Genomic DNA, 11,686 nt, shown 5'->3' with positions numbered 1-11,686 from the left:
TCACACGCGCCCGCTGCAGTGCGCTGGTCACCGATGCGACGGTCAGCTCGAGGGCGTCGGCGGCCTTCGACGCCGGCCAGCCGAGGACGTCGCGCAAGATGAACACCGCCCGCTGCCGCGGCGGCAGGTGCTGGACGGCGACGATGAACGCCAGCTCGATCGTCTCCCGCGCCACCACCGATTCCTGCGGGTCCTCCGGGAGCATCCGGTCCGGGTAGGGCTGCAGGTAGCGCACCTCCGAACCCGCGCCCGGCAACTCGGCAGGCACGGGTGTGCGGTCGTTGCGCTTGTCCAGGAAGTCGAGGCAGGCGTTCGTCGCGATCCGGTACAGCCAGGTCCGCAGCGCGGCGTGGCCCTTGAACGACTCCCGCTTGTTCCACGCCCGCAGGAACGTCTCCTGCGTCATGTCCTGGGCATCCTCGTAGTTCGCGAGCATCCGGTAGCAGTGCACCTGCAGCTCACGCCGGTAGCGCTCCGTGATGAGCGCGAACCGCGCCGTGTCGCCTGAGCGGACCGCCGCGAGGAACGTGGCCTCGTCGGCGCCCAGCGGTCTGGTGTCGGTCATGGTCGTCAATCCTTCCACCGGTGCGAGGGCTAACAGAACTGACGACGTGGCGGAGGATTTCTGATCGGTGAAGCCGCTGACACCGGGCCGTTCGCCAGGCCGGATGGGTCGGGGTCGATCCAGGGAACGTGCTCCGGGTCGGGCACACCCTCGATGTCGAGGTGGGGCCAGCACGGCTAGGGCGCGGTGCCTTTCTGGGCCCCGGGGATCTGACGCCTCCCCGCTTCTGACCGGTCACGCGCCGCGGGGCCGTCTCGATGCCGTCCATCTCCGGGGAGACGGCCTGCGACCGCGCGGGACCGACGCCTCAGGTGTTCTTGTCGTCTGGCGGAATGGGCACGTTCTGCGCGCGGATGTACTCCAACAGGTCGGCTTCGTCGATGACCTCGTCGGCGGGCGGGGCGGTGATGACGAGAGGGTGGCCCCAGTCGGTGTAGCGCGTGTCGCCCCGCTTGACCAGCGAATCTTTCCCCGTTCCCACGGTGTCGGCGGTGACCAGGCGCTTGAGCAGACCGTCACGGCCGGTCCAGAGCTGCCAGGAGACCGTCCCCTTGCTCTTCCCGCCGACGGGCCGCCCCGAGGCCCAGTCGATGAAGGCGCCCTTGGAGACCTTGCCCATCTCCTTACGACTCATGACGCCCCGGTAAAGGAAACCGCCGGGGACGGGCTTGCTCGTCGAGCGTTTCAGCACGGCCTTCATCGTGGACGGGTCGTACACGTCGATCGGCTGCAGGCTGGCGTCCCAGGCCATGTCCCGGCCCATGCTGCCCCTGTGGTTGTTCGGGAACCGGATCCACTCCTTGCCCTCCGGAACCGGCCCGGGATACCGGTCGGCGGCGTCGTACACGTTCTTGCCGACGCGGATCACCCGGTAGGGGGCCGGCTTCTCCGATGGGAGCCCCTCGCCCTTCGGCCGGGGGAGGTCCCACCAGGTGAAATCCGCGGCCACCGGGCCCGACGGGGCGAACTGGAGGCTACCGCTGATCCGCGTCCCGCTCCCGGAGACCGTGGACTTCTTGCCGAAGAAGTAGCGGGTGGTCTCGGAGATCCGAACGCCATGCCCGTCTCGGAACTGCCGCTTGAGCGCGCGCGCCGGATCGGGAGCGCCCGCCTGCGCGGCGGCGGGACTCGCGGCAACCGGCACGGACGCGATCAGTACGGCGACCGCCAGGGCAACCCATCGCATCATGGGAGATTTGTCCTTTTATTGAGCTTTATAGGCATTCAATGGAAAGGTGGGGCTCAAATGAGATGGTAACCCGCACATTCCACCGGAAACCTTGCCCGCTTCGGCGTTGGGTCCCGTCACCGGGAGGCGAACCGATGTGCGCAAAGCGGTTCGGCTGAGTATCGTGCTTGCCATGTCGAGCCCAGAGGCATCCAAGGTGGGGGCTTTCGGTCACCCGTCAGCCCCCTGAACCACTGAACAGTCCTGTTCCGCCGCACGATGGCGGCAGGCGACAGAAGCAGTAAGGCCGCTGACCGCGGTGACGAGACGTCTCAACTGATCTCTCATCACCCCGGAGTCTCTGGATGCCTCTCCCTCTCTATCTGCTTGCCGTGGCGCTCTTCGCCATGGGCACGTCAGAATTCATGCTCGCCGGCCTGCTGCCGGACATCGCCGCAGACCTCGGCGTTCCGGTTGCGACGGCGGGACTGCTCACATCGGCCTTCGCCGTCGGAATGGTGGTCGGCGCCCCGATCATGGCGGGACTCGCGCGCCGGTGGCCACGGCGATCCAGCCTGCTGGGCTTTCTCGGCCTGTTCCTGGCCGCACACGTCCTCGGCGCGTGCACCGGCAGCTTCACCGTTCTGCTCGCCACCCGGATCGTCGCGGCGCTCGCCAACGCCGGCTTCCTGGCGGTCGCGCTCACCGCGGCCGCCGAACTGGTCCCTTCCGACCGGAAGGGCCGGGCGCTGGCCGTCCTGCTGGCGGGCACCACGGTCGCCACCATCGCCGGGGTCCCCGGTGGCGCCTTGCTGGGGACACTACTCGACTGGCGCGCCGCCTTCTGGGGGATGGCACTGCTGTGCCTCCCCTCGGCACTCGGCGTGGTGCGGGGCATTCCCGCCAGGACAGAACGACCGGACGAGCCGGCAGGCCCGGATCTACGCCGGGAGCTCGCTGAACTACGGCGTCCGCGACTGCTCCTGGTCCTGGTCCTGGGCGCGCTGGTGAATGCCGCGACGTTCGGCACATTCACCTTCCTCGCTCCGATCGTCACCGATGTCGCCGGACTGGATCCGCTGTGGGTCTCCGCCGTGCTGGTGCTGTTCGGCCTGGGGTCCTTCGTCGGCGTCACCGTCGCAGGGCGGTTGTCCGACCAGCGGCCCGGTGCCGTCGTCGCAGTCGGCGGGCCGTTGCTGCTGGGCGGCTGGATCGTCCTCGGCCTCACCGCGTTCGACCCGATCGCCCTGCTGATCCTCGCGTTCACCCAGGGGGCGCTCTCCTTCGGCCTCGGGAGCACGCTGATCGCACGCGTGCTGTACGAGGCCGCAGGAGCGCCGACCATGGCAGGCTCCTACGCCACCGCCGCTCTCAACGTCGGGGCTACCGCCGGTCCCGTCATGGCCGCCGCCACGTTGACCACGCGGCCGGCCGAACTGGGACCCGTCTGGGCCAGTAGCGCCCTGGTCGCGGTCGCCCTCCTCATCGCTCTGCTCTTCCGGCAGGCCCTCCGGCCCAGCGATCACGAGGGGAGCATGCGATGACGCACCGCGAGCCCTGCCACGACCTCCACAGCGCCTCGTACACCCCGCCCGCCGCGACCAGCTCGTCGTGAGCTCCGACCTCCACCACCCGGCCGTTGTCCATGACCACCACCCGGTCGGCGTCGCGGGCCGTGTGCAGGCGGTGGGCGATCGCGATGACGGTCCGCCCCTCCAGGACGGCGGCGAGCGAGCGTTCGGCGCGCCTGGCCGTACGGGGGGCGATCATGGCGGTGGCCTCGTCCAGGATGACCGTGTGCGGATCGGCCAGGATGACCCTGGCCAGGGCGAGCTGCTGGACCCGGTCCGGGCCGAGGGCGGCGCCGGACGACTGGGACCCCAGCTCGTCGTCGAGCGAGGCGACCCAGTCGGCGCCGACCGCCGCCAGCGCCTTGCCCAGGCGGTCGTCGTCGGCCGTCGGATCTGCCAGCAGCAGGTTGTCGCGGACGGTGCCGAGGAACAGGTGCTGTTCCTGGGTGACCAGGACGACGTGCTCGCGGAGCTGGGTGGGGGAGAGGTCGGCGACGGGCGCCGAGCCGACGGTGACCGTGCCCAGGCGGGGGCGGTCGATGCCGGCCAGCAGCTTGCCCAGGGTGGACTTGCCGGCTCCCGAGGGGCCGACGACGGCCAGGCGCTCGCCGGGCCGTACGGTCAGATCGACGCCGGCTACCACGTCGCCGCCGCCTTCGTAGGCGAAGTGCACGCCGCACGCCTCGATGCGGTCGCCCTGCGGCGCCGCGGCGGCGCCCTCCTCCCGCGTCGGCGTCGCGAGGCCCTCGATCCTGGCGAAGGAGGCGCCGCTGCTCTGCAGCTGCTCCAGCCAGATCAGGATCGTCTCGATCGGCTGGCCGAGCTGGCGCAGGTAGAGCACGCAGGTGACGACCGCGCCCAGCGTGACCTGGCCGCGGTCCAGGAGCACTCCGCCGAGCAGCAGCACCAGCACGGGCGGCAGGAGCGAGGAGACCTCCACCGAGGGCCAGAGCACGCTGCGCAGGAAGAGGGTCCGCAGCTGGGCGACCCGGCTGCGCTCGATCACCCGTTCCGCCGCCCGCGTGCGCTTGGCCTGCAGGCCCAGGGCCTCGATGGTGCAGGCGCCCGCGGCGTTGGCGGCCAGGTGCTCGGCCAGCTCCGAGCGGGCGGCACCTTCCTCCAGGTAGGCGGGGCGGGCGCGGCGAAGGTACCAACGGGAGGCTGCCACGATGCCGGCCAGCGCGAGCAGGCCGCAGGCGCCCAGGGCGGGGTCGACCAGGAAGACGGCGACGATCAGGAAAAGCGCCTGCAGGCTCGAGACGAGGATCGCGGGGGCGGCGTCGCGCAGGGTGCGGCCGACGACGGCCACGTCGGTGGTGCCGCGGGCGGTCAGGTCGCCGGTGCGGATGTGCTCGACCGTGGCGGCGGGCAGGGCCAGTACGCGGCCCAGGAGTTCGGCGCGGATGTGCTCCTGGACACGCTCGCTGAAGCCGGTGCCGACCTTCTCGGCGTACCTGGACAGGACCAGCTGGGCCAGCGCTGCGCCCACGGCGATGGCGGCGAGCAGGTCGACCGCACCTCCGGTGCCGATGGCGTCGATGATGCGGCCCAGCAACCACGGGCTGACCAGCGCGGCGGCCGCCGCCAGGCTGTTGAGCAGCATCGTTGCGGTGAAGCCCGGCACGTCGCGCCTGACCAGGCGCAGGGCGGCCCGCCGTACCTGCCGGCGGTCGGCGATGGGCAGGTCGCGGTTCATGCGAGCACCGATCGGTAGGCGGGGGTTGACTCCATCAGCTCGCGGTGGGTGCCGGAGGCGGCCACCCGCCCGTCCTCGATGAACAGCACCTGGTCGGCCTGGGCGAGCAGCAGCGGCGAGGTGGTGGCCACGACCGTCGTACGGCCGGCGCGTGCCGTACGGAGCCGCCCCGCGAGGAGGGACTCGGTGTGCGCGTCCAGCGCGAAGGTGGGCTCCACGGCCAGCAGCACCTCGGGCTCGGCCAGTAGAGCCCGGGCCAGGCGCACCCGCTGACGCTGGCCGCCCGACAGGTTGCGGCCGCCGGGTTCGATCATCGAGTCGAGTCCGTGGCGCAGCCCGGCGACCACGTCCTGCGCCGCGGCGACGTGCACGGCCCGGTGGATGGCCTCGTCGTCCGCCTCGCCCCGGCCCTGGAGGATCTCGCGCAGCGTGCCCGCGAACAGGGCGGCGTCGTGGTCGGCGATCAGGGAGGTGCCGTCGAACCCGCCCAGCCCTTCGAGTAGCGCCACGCTCTCCTCGGGCCGGGCGCTGACCAGCCCCACCAGGCTCCCCGGCGCGACCTCCGGCCCGGCGGGCCGGGGCCGCTCCTCGGCGCGCAGCACGAGGAAGCGGGTGACCTGGCGGGCGGCGACCAGGCCGTGGCTGATCTGGAAGCTGCCCTCGATGAAGAAGGAGACCGGCACCACCAGCACGGCGAGGTACCCGTATACCCCGACCAGTTCGCCCACCGTGATCGCCCCCTCGGCGGCCAGCCGGGCGCCCAGCCAGGTGACGGCGGCCAGGAACAGGGCGGGCAATCCGGCGCCCAGCGCGCCGATCCAGCTCGTCAGCGACGCCACCCGGTAGCCCTGCTCGCGCAGGCTCGCCGAGTCGGCGCGGTACCGTTCGGCGTAGGTGCCCTTGCCGCCGAAGGCGTTGAGCACCCGCAGCCCCTCGATCAGGTCGACCAAGCGGGTGGTCAGCCTGCCCTGGTTCTCGCGGTAGCCGTTCTGCACCTTCATCAGCCGCTCGAGCAGCGGGCCGAGCAGGATCGCCAGCAGCGGCACGCCCAGCAGCACCACCACGGCCAGGACCACGGAGACCTGCAGCAGCAGCGCCGCCACCACGCCGTAGCTGATCACCGCGCCCACGCCGGGGCCGGTCACCGTCAGCGAGGCGGCGATGGTGGTGACGTCGCCGATGCCGATCGTCACCACGTCGCCCGTCGAAGCGCGCTTGGGCAGGTCGGCGCCCAGCTTGTTGATCTGCTCGACCAGGGCGCGCACGGTGCGGAAGTTGGCGTCCATCCGGATCTTGGTCATCGTGCGGTGCCGCAACATCGCCAGCCAGGCGTTGACCAGGCCCGCGCCGAGCAGCGCCAGCACCCAGCCGGGCGCCAGGTCGTCGTCGATCGCCCTGGACAACAGGTACGGCGGGAGCGTCAGGCCCACCATCCAGAGGGTTCCCAGCGTCGCGCCCAGCGCGACCCGGCCCTTCTGCGCCCAGGCCAGCCAGCACAGATACCGGGCCGCCTTCATGGCGATCACGCTAGAGCATGGCTCTGGCGCCTCTTTGCCCGCCCTTGAGCGGCCGTTCGTAGCGGCTGACCCAAGTGATCGGTCCGCAGCTCCGCGCCGAGCGTGACCAGATGCAGCACCGAGCGCGACAGCCGGGTGACCTTGAGTGTGTCGCCCTCGCGCAGCAGCCGCAGGAGGAGACCGAGCTTGGGCCGGGACGCTTTCGCCCCCGACGCGGTGTCGAGATAGCGTAAACAGCTATATGCGGACGAAGAGGCTGATCATGGTTCGGTGCTGCTCCTCACCGATGAGGTGACCGCTGGTTGTGGTGCCATCAGGTCGAGTTCGCTGTTCTGGGTTTCCGCTCGGCTCTGTCGCCGGTATTTGCCGGGCGCGGTGCCGTACTCGCGCTTGAAGGCGGTGGCGAAGGCGAACTCCGAGGTGTAGCCGATCCGAGTGGCCACCTCGCCGAGCGGGGCGTCGGACTTGCGGAGAAGCCGGGCGGCGGTGGTCATGCGCCACCAGGTCAGGTAAGTGAGGGGCGGCTGTCCGATCAGGGTGGCGAAGCGCCGGGAGAAAGCCGCTCTGGACAGTCCCGCCCGGGTGCCGAGTGTTTCGACCGTCCAGGGGAATGCGGGGTCATGGTGGAGGGCGTGCAGTGCGGCGCTGATCGCCGGGTCGCCCAGTGCCGCGGCCCAGCCGGCGGTCGTGCCGCGTTCGGACTGTTCGTCGAACCAGGCGCGCAGGATGTAGAGCAGCAGCATGTCGAGCAGGGCGGGCACGATGGTGTCCACACCGAGGCGGGGGTTGTCGAGTTCGCCGCCGAGGAGGTCGACGGCGGCGCGCAGTTCGGGGCGGTGTCCGAGGCGGGCGGGCAGGTGGACGATCTCGGGCAGGTCTGCCAGGAGCGGGTGGGCTCGGCTGGGGTCGAGCCGGTATCCACCGCAGAGAGTCACGGTGACCGCCTGCGCACCGTCCTGTCCGGGTTTCCCCACGGTCGCGGAGGCGTAGCGGTCTTCGAACCGGGGGTCGTTCAGTGGGTCGCAGACGGGTTCGGTCAGCGGGGTGGTGGGGCTGTCGGCGAGCGCGTAGCCGCTTCCGTGGGGCAGGAACACCACGTCGCCGACGTTCAGCGCGATGGGGGCACCACCGTCCGGCGGGATCAGCCGACATGATCCCTGCAGAACCACTTGAAAGCCGGCGGAGCCGCGCACGGTGGGGAACTGCTGCCCCCAGGGGGCGTGCCACTGAACGCGCGCCGAGCGGGGTTCTCCGGTGCGCATCGCGGCGATCACATCGCTGAGTACGTCCACCAGTAGAGTCTATCTCAGCGACTCTTTGAAGACGTACACACATAAAATCGAGATTTTCACACATTGAGTGTCTCTTCATCTCCCCATACGGTTGGTCGCACATGAAGTGATCAACCGTTGGGAGTCTTTATGCCGGGACAACGCAGGATTCTGGTGATCGGGGCGACCGGCACGGTCGGCCGGCAGGTCGTGGCGCAGCTGCTGGAGGCCGGGGCCGAGGTTCGCGCGCTGGCCCGCGATCCCGAAGCGGCCGGCCTTCCGGACGGCGTCGAGGTCGTGCGGGGCGACCTGGCTGATCCGGACACCCTGCACGTGCCCCTGAGTGGGGTCGAGGCCGTGTTTCTCCTCTGGCCGTTCGCTACGGCCGAGGGGATGCCCGCAGTTCTGGATGTGGTCGCCGCGTATGCCCGCCGCGTCATCTACCTGTCCTCGGCGGCCGTACGCGGCCACGAACAACAGGTCGAGCAGCTGATCGAGCGGTCCGGGCTGGAATGGACGTTCCTGCGCCCGCATGCCTTCGCGGCCAACGCCCTGCGGTGGGCCGGGCAGATTCGCACCGAGGCGGTCGTGCGTGAGCCGTACGGCGCGGCCGCCATGCCCCCGCTGCACGAGCGGGACCTCGCGGCGGTCGCGGTGCACGCACTCGTCGATGACGGGCACAACGGCGCGATCTACGAGCTGACCGGGCCCGAGATACTGACCCGAGCCGAACAGGCGAGCGTCATCGGAGAGGTGATCGGCCGCCCGGTGCGCTGGGAGGAGACCTCGCCGCAGACCGCGCGGCAGCAGATGCTCGCCCAGGGCTGGCCATCCGCGGCCGTGGACGGCATCCTCCAGGCCCAGGCCGAGATGGTGACCGAGCCGAGAGCGACCACCGCCACGGTGGAGGAGATCACCGGAGCGCCGGCACGCACGTTCCGCACCTGGGTGACCGACCACGCGGGCGAGTTCCGCGACACCATGAAGGCCGCCCGCATCCATGACTACGGCGATGCCTCCGTCATCCGATACGAAGAAGTATCGCGGCCCGCCCCCGGGCCGGGCGAGGTCCTGATCCGGGTCGCCGCCACCTCGTTCAATCCTTCGGAAACGGCGCTGCGATCGGGGATGCTGCGAGCCGTGCTGCCGGTGGACCTGCCTTACATCCTCGGATGGGACGTCTCCGGCACGATCGCCGAGGTCGGCGACGACGTGGAGGGGTTGGCCGTGGGCGACCGGGTCATCGGCCGTCTCGACGCGGGCGGCGCCGCGGCCGAGTACGTCGCCGCCCCGGCCGGTCTGCTGGCCAAGGCGCCTGTCACTGTTCCCCTGGCCGACGCGGCCGCGATCCCGGTCGCCGCGCTCACCGCATGGCAGGTGCTGTTCGAGCAGGCTCACATCACCGCGGGCCAGCGCGTGCTCATCAACGGCGCCGGTGGCGGCGTGGGACTGTTCGCCGTCCAGCTCGCCAAGTACGCAGGTGCGACAGTCATCGCCACGGCCAGCGGCCGCAGCGCCGCGGCGGTCCGCACGTACGGCGCCGACCACATCATCGACTACACGGCCACCGCTCTCGCAGATGCGCTGGACGGCCCGGTCGATGCCGTCGTCAACCTCGCTCCGATCTCCCCCGAGGCCGCGGCGAGCCTGGTCTCCCTCCTGCGGCCGGGCGGCGTCATCGCCTCCGTCGCCACCCCCGTCGAGCCGGCCGCAGGCGCCGATGTCACCGCCCTGCACATGGTCGCCCGCAACGACGCCAAGCAACTGGGCGAGATCGTCGGACTCCTCGACGCCGGCGCGCTCATCGTCGACGTCGCCGAATCCCTCCCGTTGTCCGACCTCACGCTGGTCCACCGCAGGAGCGAGGCGGGCCAGACCCACGGCAAGATCACCATCTTCCCCTGAACGCAAGCATCTCGGACCCGGGTACCACGGCGTCCGAAGAAAGAGAGTCGTCATGACCAAGATTGCGATCATCATCGGCAGCACGCGGCCAGGACGCAACGGGGAGGCCGTGGCCCGCTGGGTGCACGACATCGCCACCAAGCGCCAGGACGCCGAGTTCGAGCTGGTGGATCTCAAAGACTTCGGCCTGCCGCCTCTGGATGAGGTGATGCCGGCGGCGATGGGGCAGTACAGCCACCCGCACACCAGGGCCTGGGCCGAGACGATCGATTCCTTCGACGGCTACGTGTTCGTGACGCCCGAGTACAACCACTCGACGTCGGGAGCGTTGAAGAACGCGATCGACTTCCTGTACGCCGAGTGGAACAACAAGGCGGCCGGGTTCGTCAGCTACGGCAGCGCCGGTGGCACCCGCGCGGTGGAGCACCTGCGGCTGGTGATGGGCGAACTCCAGGTCGCCGACGTGCGCGCCCAGGTCGCGCTGTCGCTGTTCACCGACTTCGAGCACTTCAGCGTCCTGAATCCGGCGGCGCACCAGGAGGACACGGTGACGGCCATGCTGGACCAGGTCGTCGCCTGGGGCGAGGCATTGCAGCCACTTCGCCGGTAGTCGTTTTGGATACCCCCACCTCATAAAGGAACAGATCATGACTACGACCTCCCAATCCGTGCTGACCGGCACCTCTACTCGGCGCGTCAGAGCCATCGCGGTTGGTGGTGCGGCGCTGGCCACCGGTCTGGTGTGGCTCGTCGCTCACCTGCTGGACATCGACCTCAGGGTCGATCAGCGCAACGGACAACCCCCCACGATCGTGAGCCTGCCGCTCGTCATCGGCTCCACGCTGGCCATGGCCTTGCTCGGCTGGAGTGCGCTCGTTGTGCTGGAGCGGTACGTCCGCCGGGCCAGAACCATCTGGACCGTGATCGCCATCGCGGTACTGATGTTGTCCTTTGTGCCGATCCTCGGCGTCGAAGCGACCTCCAGCACAAAGAGCGTGTTGTCGCTCATGCACCTGGCAGTCGCGGCCGTGCTCATCCCGATGCTGCGACGAAGCCCCACCGCGCCACTACCTGAAGCGCAACCGGAGTCCACCGCGAGCGGACCCATCCGTTCTACCCGAGCCTGATGGCTTGGCACCCCTGACGTTGGCCTGGATGATCATTAGGATGGGTAAGGCCATGCTCGGTGTTCTACGAGATGAAGACGGACGGGCGAACGTTCCAGACACCCCTGGTTGAGAGCCGTGCTGATCGTGTCGGGGTTGTCGTCGGCGTTCTGTTCTCAGAAGTGGGCTCTTATCCCCGGAGGGGCAGCAGCGTGTCTGCTCCTGGCCGAATAGCGCCGAAAACCTCGGCCGTTTAAGGGCGGAAGTTACACATCCAGGGCCGAGGGCGACTCGTCGACCGGTAGGCGGCCGGGATCGTGCGGCGGCTTGGCGGGGTCCGTACGGCTGCCGCGCGTCTCAGGTCCGCGGCCCCCGAGGCCCGCGGTAGGGCAGTGTCTGGCTGTAGACGATATTGGTGGTGGTGCTGCCGAGCCTGCCCAGTTCGTTGACGAGCTGTTCGAGGTGGGGCATGGAGGCCGTGGCCACCTTCAGCGTGTAGCAGTCGTCGCCGGTGGTCCTGAGGCATTCCAGGATCTCGAAGCGCTCGTCGAGCAGCCGGTACAGCTGCTGGTGCTGGCTGCCGGGATACTTGAGGCGCACCACGGCGAGCACGGGGAGGCCGACCTTCGCCAGGTCGACGGCGGCGTGGTAGCCGGTGATGACGCCCGCCGCCTCCAGCCGCTTGACCCGCTCGGTCGTCGCGGAGGCGCTGAGGTTCACCCGCCGCCCCAGTTCGGTGAGCGGGATACGGCCGTCTCTCTGGACCTCGGCCAGGATCGCCCAGTCGGTCGCGTCAAGAATCTCGGTCATCGGGCAAAGGTACCGGCAGATCCACGGCTTATAGGGTTATACGCCGGGACAAGTCTCTTCCGGCGGGAGGGGGCCAC

At 69.9% G+C, this 11,686-nt stretch carries 10 protein-coding genes and 1 pseudogene; 4 read left to right on the top strand and 7 right to left on the bottom strand.

Translation table 11 applies throughout. The features are described 5' to 3' along the window. Together BM085_RS04610 and BM085_RS04605 are read right to left on the bottom strand one after the other, a co-directional pair. Positions 1 to 565: sigma-70 family RNA polymerase sigma factor (locus tag BM085_RS04610; RefSeq protein ID WP_143120802.1), on the bottom strand; the 565-nt coding region annotated here is incomplete at its 3' end. 307 nt (positions 566 to 872) lie between these two features. Then, the gene (locus BM085_RS04605) at positions 873 to 1,754 is read right to left on the bottom strand and encodes a hypothetical protein (protein ID WP_093885743.1); all 882 of its coding nucleotides are present in this window, start codon (positions 1,752 to 1,754) and stop codon (positions 873 to 875) included. Between the two features lie 344 nt (positions 1,755 to 2,098). Here BM085_RS04605 and BM085_RS04600 point away from each other — a divergent pair, with 344 nt between their 5' ends. Beyond that, entirely contained in the window at positions 2,099 to 3,277 is a 1,179-nt protein-coding gene (locus tag BM085_RS04600) for a Cmx/CmrA family chloramphenicol efflux MFS transporter (RefSeq protein WP_093885742.1), read from the top strand. Here BM085_RS04600 and BM085_RS04595 read toward each other — a convergent pair. The 4 genes and pseudogenes from BM085_RS04595 to BM085_RS04580 form a co-directional block, all read right to left on the bottom strand. Beyond that, positions 3,216 to 5,000 (bottom strand): ABC transporter ATP-binding protein, encoded by a 1,785-nt coding sequence (locus tag BM085_RS04595; protein ID WP_093885741.1) that lies wholly within the window; start codon positions 4,998 to 5,000, stop codon positions 3,216 to 3,218. The genes BM085_RS04600 and BM085_RS04595 overlap by 62 nt on opposite strands. Beyond that, positions 4,997 to 6,517 carry an ABC transporter transmembrane domain-containing protein gene (locus tag BM085_RS04590; protein WP_218158599.1) on the bottom strand — a complete coding sequence of 507 codons (1,521 nt, stop codon included), beginning with the start codon at positions 6,515 to 6,517 and terminating at the stop codon, positions 4,997 to 4,999. Before BM085_RS04590 ends, BM085_RS04595 begins: the two co-directional genes overlap by 4 nt. A 5-nt stretch (positions 6,518 to 6,522) precedes the next feature. Beyond that, positions 6,523 to 6,735: pseudogene (locus BM085_RS45170) on the bottom strand (recombinase family protein); the annotation flags it as partial. Positions 6,736 to 6,777: 42 nt separating this feature from the next. After that, entirely contained in the window at positions 6,778 to 7,809 is a 1,032-nt protein-coding gene (locus tag BM085_RS04580; protein WP_093885740.1) for an AraC family transcriptional regulator, read from the bottom strand. Between the two features lie 129 nt (positions 7,810 to 7,938). Here BM085_RS04580 and BM085_RS45690 point away from each other — a divergent pair, with 129 nt between their 5' ends. The 3 genes from BM085_RS45690 to BM085_RS04565 are packed head-to-tail and all read left to right on the top strand — an operon-like array spanning position 7,939 to position 10,820. After that, positions 7,939 to 9,693 carry an NAD(P)H-binding protein gene (locus BM085_RS45690; RefSeq protein ID WP_093885739.1) on the top strand — a complete coding sequence of 585 codons (1,755 nt, stop codon included), beginning with the start codon at positions 7,939 to 7,941 and terminating at the stop codon, positions 9,691 to 9,693. A 52-nt stretch (positions 9,694 to 9,745) separates the two neighbouring features. Further along, on the top strand, positions 9,746 to 10,303 hold the full coding sequence (locus BM085_RS04570; RefSeq protein WP_093885738.1) for an NADPH-dependent FMN reductase: 558 nt from the start codon (positions 9,746 to 9,748) through the stop codon (positions 10,301 to 10,303). Between the two features lie 37 nt (positions 10,304 to 10,340). Further along, positions 10,341 to 10,820: a DUF6069 family protein gene (locus BM085_RS04565; protein WP_093885737.1), complete on the top strand. Its 480-nt coding sequence runs from the start codon at positions 10,341 to 10,343 to the stop codon at positions 10,818 to 10,820. A gap of 336 nt (positions 10,821 to 11,156) precedes the next feature. Here the strand turns inward: BM085_RS04565 and BM085_RS04560 are convergent, their stop codons facing one another. Then, on the bottom strand, positions 11,157 to 11,609 hold the full coding sequence (locus BM085_RS04560; RefSeq protein WP_093885736.1) for an Lrp/AsnC family transcriptional regulator: 453 nt from the start codon (positions 11,607 to 11,609) through the stop codon (positions 11,157 to 11,159). Positions 11,610 to 11,686: the final 77 nt, after the last annotated feature.

Source organism: Streptosporangium canum (assembly GCF_900113865.1).
GTDB lineage: Bacteria > Actinomycetota > Actinomycetes > Streptosporangiales > Streptosporangiaceae > Streptosporangium > Streptosporangium canum.
Note: the sequence above shows the minus strand (reverse complement) of the source record. Positions and strands in the feature narration are given on the sequence as shown.